The 15,357-nt window shown below is 63.6% G+C and carries 18 protein-coding genes; 8 read left to right on the top strand and 10 right to left on the bottom strand.

The window, feature by feature from the left end:
- Positions 1–4 precede the first annotated feature (4 nt).
- A complete protein-coding gene (locus IAE33_RS10240; protein WP_201163415.1) occupies positions 5–571 on the top strand; it encodes a cytochrome c oxidase assembly protein in 567 nt (188 codons plus the stop codon).
- Positions 572–587: 16 nt separating this feature from the next.
- Positions 588–1,475 (top strand): cytochrome c oxidase subunit 3, encoded by an 888-nt coding sequence (locus tag IAE33_RS10235; RefSeq protein WP_201163414.1) that lies wholly within the window; start codon positions 588–590, stop codon positions 1,473–1,475.
- A gap of 10 nt (positions 1,476–1,485) precedes the next feature.
- Here IAE33_RS10235 and IAE33_RS10230 read toward each other — a convergent pair whose 3' ends face one another.
- Positions 1,486–1,689: a twin transmembrane helix small protein gene (locus IAE33_RS10230; RefSeq protein ID WP_054902213.1), complete on the bottom strand. Its 204-nt coding sequence runs from the start codon at positions 1,687–1,689 to the stop codon at positions 1,486–1,488.
- Positions 1,690–1,752: 63 nt separating this feature from the next.
- Here IAE33_RS10230 and IAE33_RS10225 point away from each other — a divergent pair, with 63 nt between their 5' ends.
- Genes IAE33_RS10225 through IAE33_RS10210 form a run of 4 tightly spaced genes read left to right on the top strand, consistent with a single transcriptional unit; the run spans position 1,753 to position 4,828 of the window.
- A complete protein-coding gene (locus IAE33_RS10225; protein ID WP_201163448.1) occupies positions 1,753–2,490 on the top strand; it encodes an SURF1 family protein in 738 nt (245 codons plus the stop codon).
- On the top strand, positions 2,459–3,040 hold the full coding sequence (locus IAE33_RS10220; RefSeq protein WP_201163413.1) for a hypothetical protein: 582 nt from the start codon (positions 2,459–2,461) through the stop codon (positions 3,038–3,040). Before IAE33_RS10225 ends, IAE33_RS10220 begins: the two co-directional genes overlap by 32 nt.
- Positions 3,041–3,049: 9 nt before the next feature.
- On the top strand, positions 3,050–4,174 hold the full coding sequence (locus IAE33_RS10215) for a COX15/CtaA family protein (protein WP_201163412.1): 1,125 nt from the start codon (positions 3,050–3,052) through the stop codon (positions 4,172–4,174).
- 21 nt (positions 4,175–4,195) lie between these two features.
- Positions 4,196–4,828: an SCO family protein gene (locus IAE33_RS10210; protein WP_028633135.1), complete on the top strand. Its 633-nt coding sequence runs from the start codon at positions 4,196–4,198 to the stop codon at positions 4,826–4,828.
- Between the two features lie 79 nt (positions 4,829–4,907).
- On the opposite strand, the gene IAE33_RS10205 is transcribed toward IAE33_RS10210, so the two are convergent.
- Genes IAE33_RS10205 through IAE33_RS10195 form a run of 3 tightly spaced genes read right to left on the bottom strand, consistent with a single transcriptional unit; the run spans position 4,908 to position 7,412 of the window.
- Positions 4,908–5,678 (bottom strand): MetQ/NlpA family ABC transporter substrate-binding protein, encoded by a 771-nt coding sequence (locus IAE33_RS10205; protein ID WP_201163411.1) that lies wholly within the window; start codon positions 5,676–5,678, stop codon positions 4,908–4,910.
- A gap of 55 nt (positions 5,679–5,733) precedes the next feature.
- The gene (locus IAE33_RS10200; protein ID WP_028633133.1) at positions 5,734–6,405 is read right to left on the bottom strand and encodes a methionine ABC transporter permease; all 672 of its coding nucleotides are present in this window, start codon (positions 6,403–6,405) and stop codon (positions 5,734–5,736) included.
- Positions 6,405–7,412, bottom strand: coding sequence for a methionine ABC transporter ATP-binding protein (locus tag IAE33_RS10195; RefSeq protein ID WP_028633132.1), 1,008 nt, complete (start codon positions 7,410–7,412; stop codon positions 6,405–6,407). Before IAE33_RS10195 ends, IAE33_RS10200 begins: the two co-directional genes overlap by 1 nt.
- A gap of 224 nt (positions 7,413–7,636) precedes the next feature.
- Between IAE33_RS10195 and katE the strand changes: the two genes are divergently transcribed.
- Entirely contained in the window at positions 7,637–9,772 is a 2,136-nt protein-coding gene (gene katE / locus IAE33_RS10190) for a catalase HPII (protein WP_201163410.1), read from the top strand.
- Positions 9,773–9,829: 57 nt separating this feature from the next.
- Here katE and IAE33_RS10185 read toward each other — a convergent pair whose 3' ends face one another.
- The 4 genes from IAE33_RS10185 to zur all read right to left on the bottom strand — a co-directional run bounded on the left by IAE33_RS10185 (position 9,830) and on the right by zur (position 12,694).
- Positions 9,830–10,537, bottom strand: a complete 708-nt coding sequence (locus tag IAE33_RS10185; RefSeq protein ID WP_201163409.1) for a PA5502 family lipoprotein — start codon at positions 10,535–10,537, stop codon at positions 9,830–9,832.
- Between the two features lie 126 nt (positions 10,538–10,663).
- Positions 10,664–11,446: a zinc ABC transporter permease subunit ZnuB gene (gene znuB / locus IAE33_RS10180; RefSeq protein WP_028633129.1), complete on the bottom strand. Its 783-nt coding sequence runs from the start codon at positions 11,444–11,446 to the stop codon at positions 10,664–10,666.
- The gene (gene znuC, locus IAE33_RS10175; protein ID WP_028633128.1) at positions 11,439–12,212 is read right to left on the bottom strand and encodes a zinc ABC transporter ATP-binding protein ZnuC; all 774 of its coding nucleotides are present in this window, start codon (positions 12,210–12,212) and stop codon (positions 11,439–11,441) included. The genes znuB and znuC overlap by 8 nt, the downstream gene beginning before the upstream one ends.
- The gene (zur, locus tag IAE33_RS10170) at positions 12,209–12,694 is read right to left on the bottom strand and encodes a zinc uptake transcriptional repressor Zur (protein ID WP_028633127.1); all 486 of its coding nucleotides are present in this window, start codon (positions 12,692–12,694) and stop codon (positions 12,209–12,211) included. The genes znuC and zur overlap by 4 nt, the downstream gene beginning before the upstream one ends.
- Positions 12,695–12,760: 66 nt before the next feature.
- Here zur and IAE33_RS10165 point away from each other — a divergent pair, with 66 nt between their 5' ends.
- A complete protein-coding gene (locus IAE33_RS10165; RefSeq protein WP_060482608.1) occupies positions 12,761–13,666 on the top strand; it encodes a zinc ABC transporter substrate-binding protein in 906 nt (301 codons plus the stop codon).
- Positions 13,667–13,982: 316 nt separating this feature from the next.
- Here the strand turns inward: IAE33_RS10165 and IAE33_RS10160 are convergent, their stop codons facing one another.
- Entirely contained in the window at positions 13,983–14,933 is a 951-nt protein-coding gene (locus tag IAE33_RS10160; RefSeq protein WP_201163408.1) for a homoserine kinase, read from the bottom strand.
- Positions 14,934–15,002: 69 nt separating this feature from the next.
- Positions 15,003–15,290, bottom strand: a complete 288-nt coding sequence (locus IAE33_RS10155) for a DUF2782 domain-containing protein (protein ID WP_028633124.1) — start codon at positions 15,288–15,290, stop codon at positions 15,003–15,005.
- Positions 15,291–15,357: the final 67 nt, after the last annotated feature.

Below are 15,357 nucleotides of genomic sequence, written 5' to 3'. Positions count from 1 at the left end.
CGCCATGAACGGCCTGTCGCTCAAACGCCTGGTGCTGCGCCTGCTGATGCTGACGGTGGTGATGTTCGCCTTTGGCTTTGCCCTGGTGCCGCTCTACGACGTGATGTGCAAGGCCTTTGGTATCAATGGCAAGACCGGCGGGCAGTACGAGGGTAGCCAGCTGGCTGATACAACCCGGTCGGTGCGGGTGCAGTTCATGTCCACCAATGCCAGTGACATGGTCTGGGACTTCTACGCCAGCGCCGACCAGTTGCAGGTGAACCCGGGTGCGGTGAACCAGATGATCTTCATTGCCCACAACCCCACCGACCGGCCGATGAGCGCCCAGGCCATCCCCAGCATCACCCCGGCCGAGGCTGCAGCGTATTTCCACAAGACCGAGTGCTTCTGCTTTACCCAGCAGGTACTGCAGCCCGGTGAGCGCATCGAGATGCCAGTGCGTTTCATCGTCGACCGTGACTTGCCTGCCGGTGTGAAGCACCTGACCCTGGCCTACACCTTGTTTGACATCACCGCCCGTCACCCGCCCGTCGCCCAGGCCGTGGCGGTTGACCCAGGGCGCGGCCGCTGAGGGAAGGAGCACCGTCATGGCAAACCACCAGCACTATTACGTTCCGGCGCAGAGCAAGTGGCCGATCATCGCCTCGCTCGGGCTGTTGGTGACGGTGTTCGGGCTGGGTACCTGGTTCAATGACATCAAGGCCGGGCATGCTGGCTCCCATGGGCCGTTGATCTTCTTCATCGGTGCATTGCTGCTGGCCTACATGCTGTTCGGCTGGTTCGGGGCGGTGGTGCGCGAGAGCCGGGCCGGCCTGTACAGCCCGCAGCTGGACCGTTCGTTCCGCTGGGGCATGAGCTGGTTCATCTTTTCGGAGGTGATGTTCTTTTTGGCCTTCTTCGGTGCGCTGTTCTACGTGCGGGTCCTGGCCGGGCCCTGGCTGGGCGGCGATGGCGCCAAGGGGGTGGCGCACATGTTGTGGCCAAGCTTCGAATTCACCTGGCCGTTGCTGCACACGCCGGACCCCAAGCTGTTCCCGCCCCCCAAGCGCGTCATTGACCCGTGGCACCTGCCGTTGATCAATACGGTGCTGCTGGTCAGTTCCAGCATCACCATCACCCTGGCCCACCATGCCCTGCGCTGGGGGCGCCGCACTGCGCTGAAACTGTGGCTGGCACTGACCCTGGTGCTAGGCACCAGCTTCATTGCCCTGCAGGCCTACGAGTACCACGAGGCGTACACGCAACTGGGGCTGACCTTGGGCTCCGGCATCTATGGCGCGACGTTTTTCATGCTCACCGGTTTTCACGGCGCCCACGTGACCCTGGGCACGATCATTCTGCTGGTGATGTTCGTGCGCATTCTGCGTGGGCATTTCAGCCCGGAAAAACACTTTGGTTTCGAGGCGGCCAGTTGGTATTGGCACTTCGTCGACGTGGTGTGGGTAGGGCTGTTCATCTTTGTGTATGTGGTTTGAAGGCCGGCACTTAAAACGGGGCATGTGATACCAGCTGACCACTGATGAACCCCCAGGCCACCAAGCCGATGGTCAATGCTGCGAGGGTGACCCGCACGGTCAGTGCCTTGAGCAGGCGTGTGGAGTTTTCATCGTCCTTGACCAGAAACACCAGGCCACTGAACAGGCTGGCAACCGTGGCCAGCAGCATCAGCACAATCGCAGCCTTGAGCATGGCGCTACTCCGGAGAGGTGCAGGAATGTGGACAAGTATAGCGAGCCACCGGGTACGGCCACGCTGAGGCGCTTTCGCCCTGGCTGGCTGCCGACGCTGGCGGTGCTGGCGCTACTGCCTTGCCTTGTCGCGCTTGGCTGCTGGCAGTTGGGGCGCGCCGAGCAGAAGCGGGTGCTGCTGGCAACCTACGCCGAACGGCGCACCGAGACGCCGCTGGCGGTCGCGCAACTGGCGCCGGCGGGTGACGATGCGTTCCGCCGCGTGCAGTTGTACGGGCGCTTTGACCCCGAGCACAGCCTGTTGCTGGACAACCGCATGCGTGATGGCCAGGTCGGTGTGGAGCTGCTGCAACCCTTTCACGACCAACCGAGCGGTGTGTGGGTGCTGATCAACCGCGGCTGGCTGGCATGGCCTGACCGGCGTGTGCCGGTGCGCTTCGAAACCCCAGCCAAGGCGCTGGCACTGCAGGCCTCTGTCTATGTCGCCCCCGGCACCCCATTCCAGTTGCACGCCGACCCTGTCGGCGGGCAATGGCCCCACCTGCTGACGGCCGTCGACCCCAGCGGCCTGTGGCAACAGCTGGGGCGTGAGGGCTTTGCCCACGAGCTACGGCTCGAACCTGGCCCCGCTGCCTATCGCCTGGGCTGGCCGGCAGTGGTCATGGGCCCGGAAAAGCACTTGGGCTATGCCGTGCAGTGGTTCGCCCTGGCCATTGCCCTGGTGGTGCTCTACCTCTATTTCGGCTGGCATCAGCACAAGGAGAAACGCCATGGCCACCGCCACGCCACTGACCGCGCCTGAACGCGGCAAGCGCAAGGCCCGCGGGCGCTTGCAACTGCTGTTGATCCTGTTGCTGGTGATCGGGCCCATGGTGCTGGCCACCTGCATGTACAAGCTGGGGTTCTGGGTGCCGGATGGCCGCAGCTTCCATGGCGTGCTGGTTGGCAATGGCGAAGGCCGCGCCGACCTGGGCGTGGCGGGCCAGGATGAGCGCTGGCAGCTGCTGGTCACGGCGCCCGCGGAGTGCGCAGACGATTGCCAGCGGCTGGTGTACCTGGCCCGGCAGATACAGGTTGGCCTGGGCCGCGATGCCAGCCGTGCCAGCCATGCCCTGGCCGCATCCCAGCCCCTGAGCGCCCCCTACCAGGCGCTGCTCGGTCGCGAATACCCGCGGCTGCAACGTTATGCGCTGGATGCTGTGCGTTACCGGCAGCGTGTGAACCAGCCCGGGCCGCAGCTGTGGATCGTCGACCCTCATGGCAACCTGGTGCTGCGCTATGACGCCGGGGTGAACGGCAAGCATGTCCTCGACGACCTGCGCCACCTGCTCAAGCTGTCCAACATCGGCTAGGAGAACACCATGGCCCGACCTGGATTTCGCCTTGCTGTGTTCGCCACCCTGCTGGCCTTGATGGTCGTGTTGCTGGGCGCCTACACCCGCCTGACCCATGCCGGGTTGGGCTGCCCGGACTGGCCGGGGTGCTACGGCATGCTCACCGTGCCCAAGACCGATGCCCAACTGGCTCACGCCGAGCGGCATTTCCCGGACCACCCGGTGCAGCAAGCCAAGGGCTGGGCAGAGATGACCCACCGCTATTTCGCCGGTGCGCTGGCGTTGGCCATTGCCTGGCTGGCCTTGCGCTCATTGCGTGGTCACCCTGGCGATGGCCTGCCCCGGCGCCTGCCCTTGCTGCTGCTTGCGGTGGTGCTGGGCCAGGCGGCCTTCGGCATGTGGACAGTAACGCTGCAGTTGTGGCCGCAGGTGGTCACTGCGCACCTGTTGGGCGGCTTCACCACCGTGAGCCTGCTGTTTTTGCTGGCGCTGCGCCTGTGCGGGCGTTTGCCGCCAATGCCCAAGCTGCCGTTGAGCTTGCGCCGCACGGCAGCCCTGGCATTGCTGGTGGTGATCGGCCAGATTGCCCTGGGTGGCTGGGTGAGTGCCAACTACGCTGCCGTCGCCTGCCTTGACCTGCCCACCTGCCATGGCCAATGGTGGCCGGCTGCCGATTTCGGCAATGGTTTCCACCTCACCCAGCACGTGGGGCCCAATTACCTGGGCGGGCAGCTGGACAGCGATGCGCGCACGGCCATCCATGTCAGCCATCGCCTGGGTGCACTGATGGTGACGTGGGTGCTGTTGCTGCTTGGCTGGAAGCTGCATCGGTTGCACTTGCGCGGCCTGGCCGTGATGGTGCTGGCGGCGCTAGGGCTGCAGCTGTGCCTGGGCGTCGCCAATGTGCTGCTGCACGTACCGTTGGCCGTTGCCGTGCTGCATAACGCGGGTGGTGCGGTGCTGTTGCTGGCCATGGTGCTAGTCAACTTCCGCATCCGCGTGGTCGACAAGCCGCGCATCACTGCAGCCTGGCGCCTCACCCCGCTGGCCCATGCCGATACCGACCCGTGGCAGCCGGCCGCATGCAGTGGCCAGCACCTTCGCGTACTCTATCGGCTTCCTGTGCGCGCCATTGATCGCGGCGCCCGTTGACCACGAACTGTTGCCGAGCTTATGACCCGAACCCAGAAAACCGTCTTCATCCTCGTTGCCCTGGTCGCGCTGATCCTGGGCCTTACCGTCAACAAGGTGCTCAACGGCCGGGGCCAGGTAAACCCCACCGAGCTGATCGATGCAGGCATCATCCTGCTGCCGCAGAGCCGCGCGGTGCCCGATGTGACCATGACCAACCAGGACGGCCAGCCGGTTCACCTGGACGAACTGAAGGGCAAATGGTCGCTGCTGTTCTTTGGCTATACCTATTGCCCGGATATCTGCCCGACCACCCTCGCGCAGTTGCGCCAGGTAAAAAGCGAGCTGCCCCAGGAGGCGTTAAGCCGCCTGCAAGTGGTACTGGTGAGCGTGGACCCCAACCGCGACACGCCCAACCAGCTCAAGCAGTACCTGGCTTACTTCGACAAGGACTTCGTCGGGCTGGCAGGGTCGATCGAGGATACGCAGAAGCTGGCCAATGCCTTGAGCATCCCGTTCATCCCGGCAGATACCAGCAAGCCGGGGTATACGGTTGATCACAGTGGCAACCTGGCGGTGGTCGGCCCGGACGGGCGCCAGCGGGGGTTCATACGTGCGCCGTTCAACAACCAGAAGCTGGTAGCCCGGTTGCCGGCATTGGTGAAGCAGGACTGAGGCTGTCGGCTCTGCCCGTTCGCGGGTGAGCCTGCGCCAACGGTTTCAGGGGCCGCAACGCGGCCCCATGACCATCACATCAAAACGCCGGAACCACGGCGCCCTTGTACTTCTCGGTGATGAACTGCTTCACCTCAGGCGAATGCAGTGCAGCCGCGAGTTTCTTCATGTCGTCCGAATCCTTGTTGTCCGGCCGGGCAACCAGAATGTTCACGTACGGCGAATCCGCACCTTCGATGGCCAGGGCGTCTTTCTCCGGGTTCAGCTTGGCTTCCAGCGCATAGTTGGTGTTGATCAAGGCCGCATCCACCTGGGTCAGTACACGCGGAATGGTCGCCGCTTCGAGCTCGCGGAACTTGATGTTCTTCGGGTTCTCGGCAATGTCCTTCACGGTCGACAGGATGTTCTTGTTGTCCTTGAGCTTGATCACCCCGGCCTTGTCCAGCAGCAGCAATGCGCGGCCACCGTTGGTGGCATCGTTGGGGATGACCACGGTGGCGCCGGAAGGCAGCTCGTCCAGCTTCTTCAGCTTGCCCGAGTAAACACCCAGCGGCTCGATGTGCACGCCGGTCACGCTCACCAGGTCAGTGCCCTTGGCCTTGTTGAACTCATCCAGGTACGGCTGATGCTGGAAGAAGTTGGCGTCCAGGCGCTTCTCCGCAACCTGCACGTTGGGCTGGATGTAGTCGGTGAATTCTTTCACCTTGAGCTCTACACCTTCCTTCGCCAGCTGTGGTTTGACGAAGTTGAGAATTTCCGCGTGGGGCACCGGCGAGGCAGCGACGGTCAGGGTATCGGCCTGGGCCGAAAAGGCCGCCACGGCGGCAGCAACAGCAAGCAGCTTCTTCATTGATCACTCCTTGTGAGGGCCGCGACGGCCCCCGAACGGGTCTGCCCCATTGGGGTTACTTACGGGAAAAATGCACGACAAGCTTGTCGCCGACGCTTTGCAGCACTTGCACCAGCACCAGCAACAGCACCACCGTGACGACCATGACGTCAGTCTGGAAGCGCTGGTAACCAAAGCGGATGGCCAGGTCGCCAAGGCCGCCCGCACCGACCACACCGGCCATGGCGGTGTACGACACCAGGGTGATGGCGGTGACGGTAATGGCGGCGAAGATGCCCGGGCGGGCTTCTGGCAGCAAGGCGCTGGTGATGATCTGGCGCGTGGTGGCGCCCATCGACTGGGTGGCTTCGATGATGCCGCGGTCCACTTCACGCAGGGCGGTTTCCACCAGGCGGGCAAAGAACGGCGTGGCACCCACCACCAGCGGCGGAATGGCGCCAGCGACGCCCAGCGAGGTGCCGGTGATCAGTACGGTGATCGGGATCATCACGATCAGCAGGATGATGAACGGCAGCGAGCGCAGGATGTTGACCACCAACGACAGCAGCGCGTAAACGCCCTTCTGTTCGAACATCTGCTTGGGGCCGCACAGAAACAGCAGTACGCCCAGTGGCAGGCCCAGCAGCACGGTGAACAACAGCGAACCGAACAGCATGATCATGGTGTCGACGGTGGCCAGCCAGATTTCGGCCCAGTCGACGTTGGCGAAGAAATTAAGGGCGTCCATCAACGCAGTACCTCCATATGAACGTCAGCTGCCTTGAAGCGGGCGAAGGCCGCTTCCATGTCACCGCCAATCAAGGCGAGGGTGAGCTGGCCATAGGGGACGTCTTTGATGCGGTCGATACGCCCGGCAAGGATGCTGTAGTCCACGCCGGTTTCACGGGCCACGGTGCCGAGCAACGGGGCATAGGTGGCATCACCCTGGAAGGTCAGGCGCACGATGCGGCCCGGCACATGGGTGAAGTCGTCACGCTGCTCGCCTTCGTCCACCTGCTCGTCTTCCTGGACGAAGCGCTTGGTGGTGGCGTGCTGCGGGTGCAGGAAGACATCGGCCACCGAGCCCTGCTCGACGATATGGCCGGCGTCCATTACCGCAACACGGTCGCAGACCCGGCGAATCACATCCATCTCGTGGGTGATGAGCACGATGGTGAGCTTCAGTTCGCGGTTGATCTCGGCGAGCAATTGCAGCACCGAGGCGGTTGTCTGCGGGTCGAGGGCACTGGTCGCCTCGTCGCACAGCAGGATCTTGGGGTTGGTCGACAACGCCCGGGCGATACCCACGCGTTGCTTCTGGCCACCCGAGAGCTGGGCCGGGTACTTGCGAGCGTGGTCCGAGAGGCCGACGCGGGCGAGCAGTTCGGTGACGCGTTTGTCGATCTCGCTGCGCGACAGTTCGCCGGCCAGGGTGAGTGGCAGGGCGACGTTATCGGCGACGGTTTTGGATGCCAGCAGGTTGAAGTGCTGGAAAATCATCCCGACCTGCTGGCGGAAGCCGCGCAACTGGGTGGCGTTGAACGCGGTGACGTCTTCGCCATCGACGATGATCGTGCCGCCGGAAGGCTCTTCCAGGCGGTTGATCAGGCGCAGCATGGTGCTTTTGCCGGCACCGGAATGGCCGATCAGGCCGAACACCTGGCCATTCTCGATGGTGAGGGTTGTCGGGTTGAGGGCGGGGATTTCCCTACCGGCGACGCGGTAGGTCTTGTGTACCTGTTGGAACTCGATCACGTAGCGAACCTTGTGGGGCGCATGAATTTGGGTCAGCGGTTGGCTGGGTGGCGCATTTTAGCCTTTTCCACCCGCTGTTCTTAGCATTTATTTCGCCTTGGACCAAGCCAACGGGCATATGTCGACAACTGGTAAACCTGATTGAACGCTCACCGAACCCCTCCAGTCACTACCAGAACATAGCCCGAACGGGCACGCCTGAATACTGATGAGGAGAGCCGAACATGCCCAGCAAGAAGACGGACGCCCCCAAGCACAGCGAGGCTGCGGGCAACCAGAGCCCGGACAAGGCCAACACCAACGCCAAGCTGCAGAGCCTGGAGGCCGACCGCAGTGACGCCACTGGGCAGGCGCTGCGCACCAACCAGGGTGTGCGCATCTCCGATAACCAGAACACCCTCAAGGCTGGCCCCCGTGGGCCCTCGCTGCTTGAAGACTTCATCATGCGCGAGAAGATCACCCACTTCGACCACGAACGCATCCCTGAGCGTATCGTTCATGCCCGCGGCACGGGCGCCCATGGTTATTTCCAGAGCTATGGCTGCCATGCCGAGCTGACCAAAGCGGGTTTCCTGCAGGACCCTGAAAAGATCACCCCGGTGTTCGTGCGCTTCTCTACCGTGCAGGGCCCGCGCGGCTCGGGCGACACAGTGCGCGATGTTCGCGGCTTTGCCGTGAAGTTCTACACCGACGAAGGCAACTTCGACCTGGTGGGCAACAACATGCCGGTGTTCTTCATCCAGGACGCCATCAAGTTCCCTGATTTCGTGCATGCGGTTAAGCCCGAGCCGCACAACGAAATGCCGACCGGCGGCTCGGCTCACGATACCTTCTGGGACTTCGTGTCGCTGGTGCCAGAATCGGCGCACATGGTCATCTGGGCCATGTCCGACCGGGCCATCCCGCGCAGCCTGCGCATGATGGAAGGCTTTGGCGTGCACACCTTCCGCCTGATCAACGCCGAGGGCGTGGCCAGCTTCGTGAAGTTTCACTGGAAGCCGAGCGAAGGCGTGCATTCGGTGCTGTGGGACGAGGCACAGAAGCTGGCGGGCAAGGATACCGACTACCACCGCCGCGACCTGCGCGAAGCCATCGAAACCGGGCACTACCCTGAGTGGGAGCTGGGCGTGCAGATCGTGCCGGAGGCTGATGAGCACAAGTTCGACTTCGACCTGCTGGACCCGACCAAGCTCATCCCCGAAGAGCTGGTGCCGGTTACACCGCTGGGCAAGATGGTGCTTAACCGCAACCCGGACAACTTCTTTGCCGAGGTCGAGCAGGTTGCATTCTGCCCAGGCCACATTGTGCCGGGCATCGACTTCACCAATGACCCGCTGCTGCAGGGGCGCCTGTTCTCCTACACCGATACCCAGCTCAGCCGCCTGGGTGGGCCGAACTTCCACCAGATCCCGATCAACCGCCCGGTTGCGCCGTTCCACAACAACCAGCGCGATGCCATTCACCAGCACATCGTGCACAAGGGCCAGGCGTCCTACGAGCCTAACTCCATCGATGGCGGCTGGCCGAAGGAAACCCCGCCGGGCGCCCGTGACGGTGGCTTCGAGAGCTACCAGGAACGCATCGATGCGCACAAGATTCGCCAGCGCAGCGACTCGTTCAGCGATCACTTCTCCCAGGCGCGTCTGTTCTTCCAGAGCATGAGCCCGACCGAGCAGCAGCACATCATCAAGGCTTACAGCTTTGAACTGGGCAAGGTCGAGCGTGAGGCCATTCGCGCACGTCAGGTGAATGAGATCCTGGCCAACATCGATCTCAAACTGGCGGCAGCAGTTGCCGAGAACCTCGGCCTGCCTGCCCCCAAGGCCGGCACGGTCCAGGTCAAGGGCAGCAAGCAGGCGACGTCGCCTACGCTTAGCCAGATGAACCTGCCGGGCAAGGTGGGCATCAAGGGGCGCAAGATTGCCATTCTGGTGGCCAATGGCGTGGATGCGGGCAGTGTCGACAAGCTGGTCAAGGCACTGGAAGCCCAGAGTGCCCGCCCGATGCTGCTGGGGCCGACTTCGGCGCCGGTGAAGGCCGCAGACGGCAAGCAGTTGCCGGTGGATGCGTCGATGGAGGGCATGCCGTCGGTAATGTTCGACGGCATTATCGTGCCGGCGGGCAAAGCCTCTGGTGATGCGCTGGCTGGCAGCGGCGTGGCCAAGCACTTCCTGCTCGAAGGTTACAAACACCTGAAGGCCATGGTGCTGACCAAGGAGCTGCTGGCAACGCTTGGCCTCAAAGAGGACAAGGGGCTGCTGACAGGCGATGACCAGAAAACCGTGGACGCGTTCGTCAAGGCGGTAGAAGGGCACCGCGTCTGGGAGCGTGAAGCGGCAGCCGAGGCTGTGCCAGCCTGACGGCCCACCCCGTGGCCGGCGACCTTTGGAGCCGGCCTGCTGGCGGGGCCTACGACGTTATTGCTGGTGTGGGACCAGAACCACCTGCGCCGGCAATGCACGCTGGATCTCATGCTTGAGCTTCAGGTTGTACCCGCTGTCCAGCTTGTGCACACGTTTTTCAAGCAGGTGCTTGAGCCACGGTGCATCAGCGCTGCGGGGCACCTGGAACACCACTTCGCATCGGTAGTTGACGACGTCCTGGGCGATATCGTCCAGCTGATGACGCATTGCGCCAATATCCGTGGTTTTCAACGCAACGACCGTGCTGGGCGCTGTCGGGTCGATCAGCCGTGCCTTGGGCTTGGCTTCGGCTGCCTGCAGCGCAGCCTCGGCCTTGGCCAGCTCGGCTTTACGCGCTTGCGTCAACGGGTCCCCACCGATCACGGCAGGTGCCTGGGGCATCAATGCGCGGGCCCTGGCCAGTGCCGTGGCAGCGGCGTTCACGTCACCTTTCTGCAGCACGATCTGGCTGCGTTGCAGATAGGCTTCGGCCAGCTGGCGCTGGAATTGCTCGATACGCGCGTCACCTGGCGCCTGCGCTTGCAGCGCGGCCAACTGGTCTTCGGCGGTGGCCAGCTCATTGCTGGCAATATTTTGTTGCAACTGCTGCCAGGCATCGGCTTGGGCAGGTGCGGTGGCCTGTTGCACTGGCGCATGGGAACAGGCGGCCAGAAACAGTGAAAACGCGGCAACAAGCAGACAACGGGAGGCAAACGGCTTCATTCCTGCGACTCTCTATTTGCGCAAAAAGCGAGCAAGTCTACACCCAGGTGCGCACGCTCGAAAACAGGTCTTACAGACCCTTTACTTCGCCCAAGGTTGCAGAGGCAGCCCCGGCACGCCGGTTTTTCACCGTTTTGGCAGTGCCAGGCTCAGCAAGAATAGCATTGCAGCGCACACCACGATGGAGGGGCCGGCAGGGGTATCCTTGAACCAGGACAGCGCCAGCCCGCCGCAAACTGCGGTGACGCCCAGTAGGCTGGCCCCCAGCGCCATCTGCTCGGGAGAGCGGGCGTGACGCTGCGCCGCAGCTGCTGGAATGATCAGCAGTGAGGTGATCAGCAGCACCCCGACGATCTTCATGGCCACGGCGATGACCACGGCAATCAGCAGCATCAGCGCCATGCGCAGGCCGGCGACGGGCAGGCCTTCGACCATGGCCAGCTCTTCATGCACGGTCACGGCCAGCAATGGCCGCCACAGCACAGCGAGCAGCACCAGCACCAGGGCACTGCCGCCGAGGATCCAGGCCAGGTCGGTGGGGCTGATGGCCAGCAGGTCGCCGAACAGATAACCCATCAGGTCGATGCGCACGTCATGCATGAAGCTCAGCACCACCAGCCCCAACGACAGCGTGCTGGGTGCGAGAATGCCCAGCAAGGTGTCGGAGGCCAGTGGCTGACGCTGCTGCAAGGTAACCAGCACAATGGCCAGCAGCAGGCAGCCCACGGTCACTGCCAGCGCCGGGCTTACATCCAGGGCAAAGCCCATGGCCACGCCGAGCAGCGCTGCGTGTGACAGGGTGTCCCCGAAATAGGCCATGCGCCGCCAGACCACGAACGAGCCCAGCGGCCCGGCCACCAGTGCCAGGGACAGACCGGCAAGCAGGGCGTAGAGAAGAAAATCAGCCATGCTTGCAGTGCGCTCCATGAACAGGGTTGCCAGGGGCGACCACGGAGCCGTGCAGGTCATGGCTGTGGTCGTGATGGTGATGGTAGATGGCGAGGCTTGGCGCGGTCTGGCCGAACAGTTCGACGAACGCCGGGTCGCCGCTGACCTGTTCCGGGTGGCCCGAACAGCAGACATGGCGGTTCAGGCACACCACTTGGTCGGTGGCGCTCATCACCAGGTGCAGGTCGTGGGACACCATCAGCACGCCGCAGCCCAGGCGATCGCGCAGCCGGGTGATGAGGTTGTACAACTCGGTCTGGCCGACCACGTCCACACCTTGTACCGGCTCGTCCAGCACCAGCAGCTGTGGCTCGCGCAGCAGGGCACGGGCCAGCAGCACGCGCTGCATCTCGCCACCGGACACGGTCTGGATCGGGCTGTCGATCACGTGCTGGGCACCCACTTCGTGCAACGCTGCCAAGGCGGCCGCCCGGTCAACACCCGGCACCAGGCGCAGAAAGCGCAGCACGGAGAGCGGTAGCGTGGCATCCACCTGGATTTTTTGCGGCATGTAGCCGATGCGTAGCTTGGGCCGGCGCCATACTGAACCGCGGTGTGGCTTGAGCAGCCCCAGCACGGCGCGCACCAGGGTGGTCTTGCCTGCGCCATTGGGGCCGATCAGGGTCACGATCTGGCCGGGTGCCACCGACAGGTCGATGCTGTCCAGCACGTTCTCCCCACCGAAGGTGACGCCGACCTGCTCCAGGCGGATGAGCGCGTCGGTCATGCCGCGCTCCGGCAATTGCTGCACAGGCCCACCACTTCCACGGTCTGGTTCTCGACGGTAAAGCCGACGTGCCTGGCGCTGCCGATGATGGCGTCGCTGATGCTGTCCTGCTCCAGCTCGATGGCCACATGGCAGACGCGGCAGATCAGGAACTGGCTTTGGTGAGCGTGTTCCGGGTGGCTGCAGCCCATGAAGGCGTTGAGTGAGGCGATGCGGTGCACCAGGCCGTTTTCCAGCAGGAAATCCAGTGCGCGGTACACGGTGGGCGGCGCCGCCCGGCGCCCGTCCTGTTCGCTGAGCACCGCCAGGATGTCGTAGGCACCCAGCGGTTTATGGCTTTGCCATACCAGCTCCAGCACGCGGCGGCGCAGTGCGGTCAGGCGCAGGCCCTGGCGCGCGCACAGCGCGTCGGCTTCGGCCAGGGCGCTGTGTACGCAATGGGAATGATCATGGGGGCGGTTGGCCAGCGGCGTGATGGACATGGGCAGCGACGGTTCTGGACAGAGACGTTATTATGTTACCTGTTTTAGACGATTCGAGTACCTACCGTGTCCCGATTCCTGGCCCTGTTTGTCGCTTTCATCGCATTCTCAGCCCACGCCGACGTGCGTGTGCTGACCAGTATCAAGCCCCTGCAGCAGATTGCCGCAGCCGTTCAGGACGGGGTTGGCAGCCCTGAGGTGCTGTTGCCGCCCGGTGCCTCACCGCACCATTACGCGCTGCGCCCTTCCGATGTGCGGCGTGTGGGTGATGCCGACCTGCTGTACTGGATCGGCCCGGACATGGAGGGCTTCTTGCCTCGGGTGCTGGGCAGCCGCAGCAAACCCACAGTGGCGGTGCAGTCGCTGGCGAACATGAAGTTGCGCCACTTTGGCGAGGACAGCCACTCCCATGACGAGGCCCAGGACGATCATGACCATGATCACCGCCCAGGCAGCCTGGATGCGCATTTGTGGTTATCATCGGTCAACGCACGGGTGATTGCCGCGAAGATGGCCGCTGACCTTGCCCAGGTCGACCCTGCCAATGCTGCCCGTTACCAGAGCAACCTGAAGGCCTTTGATGGGCGCCTGGATGCCCTGGATGGCCGAATCAAGGCCCGGGTGGCGGGCGTAGCAGGCAAACCGTACTTTGTTTTCCACGAGGCGTTCGATTACTTCGAGGCGGAGTACGGCCTGAAGCACACAGGCGTGTTCAGTGTGGCTTCGGAGGTACAGCCCGGTGCGCAGCATGTGGCAGCCATGCGCACGCGGTTGCAGGAGGTGGGCAAAACCTGTGTCTTCAGCGAACCGCCCCTGCGCCCACGCCTGGCCGAGACCCTGACCGCAGGGTTGCCGGTGCGCCTGGCCGAGCTGGACGCGCTGGGCGGTACAGACCCGGTAGATGGCAAAGGGTATGAGCGCCTGCTGGAGAAGCTGGGTAATGACCTGGCCGGGTGCCTGGAGCAGTTGTAACCGTGCCATAACGCGCCATGCGCCGTAGGGGCGCAGCCAAACTGGCCCGAAACAAACGGAGCTCGCGATGCGCCGCGCGGGCGGCGCTCGATCGCCCAGGCGCTGAAAACTGTGCCGGTGACAACTTCCCAGCCCCACCGTATTCTGCCGGTGAAGGGACCGGGCCTAGGTTGCGTGATGGCCGCCAGGTGTTCGCCACAAAAGAGTCTGCGCCTATGAGACCGAGCGCCGCCCGCGCGGCGCATCGCGAGCTGCGCTCGCTCCTACGCTTGTTTCGGGCCAATCACGGCTGTGACAGGCGCGCGCGACCGCGTGTTTACAGCGCGAACGGCAAGTGCAGGCTCACCTGCTGACGCTGCGCCAGGCGCACCTCGAACTCACGCGGGTCATGGATCATCACGTCCATGCCGGCGAACGATTCAGCGGCAATCAGCCGCGACAACCAGAACCGCACGCAGCCTACCCGCAGCATCTCTGGCCACAACTCGGCCTCGGCCGCCGTAAACGGTCGCAGCGCAGCATAGGCCGCCAGCAGTGCCTGTGCGCGTGGTGCATCGACGCCGCCCTGGTCGTTCAGGCACCAGTCGTTCACCGTAATGGCCAGGTCGTAGAGCATCGGCCCCGAGCAGGCATTGTAGAAATCGATCACACCCGTCAGGTGGGTGCCCTCGAACATCACGTTGTCGCGGAACAGGTCGGCGTGCAGGTTGGCCCGGGGCAACGCCAGGATCTGTGCCTTGTGCAAGGCCATCTCGGCCAGTGCCGGCCTCAGCAGCGCAGCCTGCTCCGCGGTGAGGCGCGGTAGCAGCTCGGCCCCGGCGGCCTGCATCCAGTCCAGCCCGCGGTCGGTGCGGCGTTCGATGATGCGCTCGCGCGTAGCCAGGTGAATGTGTGCCAGCAATTCACCGACCTGGGCGCAGTGCTGGGCGTTGGGCGCCTTGATGTGCTTGCCCGACAACCTTGGCTGCAGCAGTGCCGGCTTGCCGCACAGCTCACGCAGGCCGTTGCCGTCACGGTCACGCACGGCATAGGGCACGGGCATGTCCGCGGCGTGCAGGGTGTCGAGCAGTTCGATGAAGAACGGCATGTCTTCGCTGGGCCCACGCTCGATCAGCGTCAGCACGAACTCCCCCTGTTCGAGGCTGACGAAGAAGTTGCTGTTTTCGGTACCGGCGGCGATGCCCTGGAAGTCGAGCAGGCGGCCCAGCTGGTAGGGCGCCAGAAAGGTTTCCAGCTCAGGCCGGGTCACGGGGGTGAAGACTGACATGATGAAAGATTGCCCATGCAGGCACTTCCGCCGGGAAGTGCCGGGTTGATGTGAACGGTGCGCGTCAGATTACCACTCGAAGATCTTCCAGCCCGGAATCAGCATGTCCGGTTGGTCGGAACGAATGAAATTGCCATCGGAGCCATCGGCGCGTACCAGAAAGTAAGGCTTGCCATGTTTCGGTGTGATCTTGATCGCATACAGGAAGCCGTTCTGGCGATATTCCTGGATGGTCTTGTCGCCTTCCGTGCGAATGGTCACCTCGGGATCGGCCGAGGGCGCGTCGTCCGCCGCCAGGGCTACGACAGGCGTGGTTGCCAACAGGCCGAGCAGTAACAGGCGATTGAGTGTACGCATGATAACCTAGTCCCTTTGTCGTCAATGATTCTGGCTATTCTAGCGCCGGACCCGTCGAAAAGGTTGA

It is taken from the genome of Pseudomonas sp. S60, assembly GCF_016647865.1.
Lineage (GTDB): Bacteria > Pseudomonadota > Gammaproteobacteria > Pseudomonadales > Pseudomonadaceae > Aquipseudomonas > Aquipseudomonas parafulva.
This window is presented reverse-complemented; position numbering and strand designations above follow the sequence as displayed.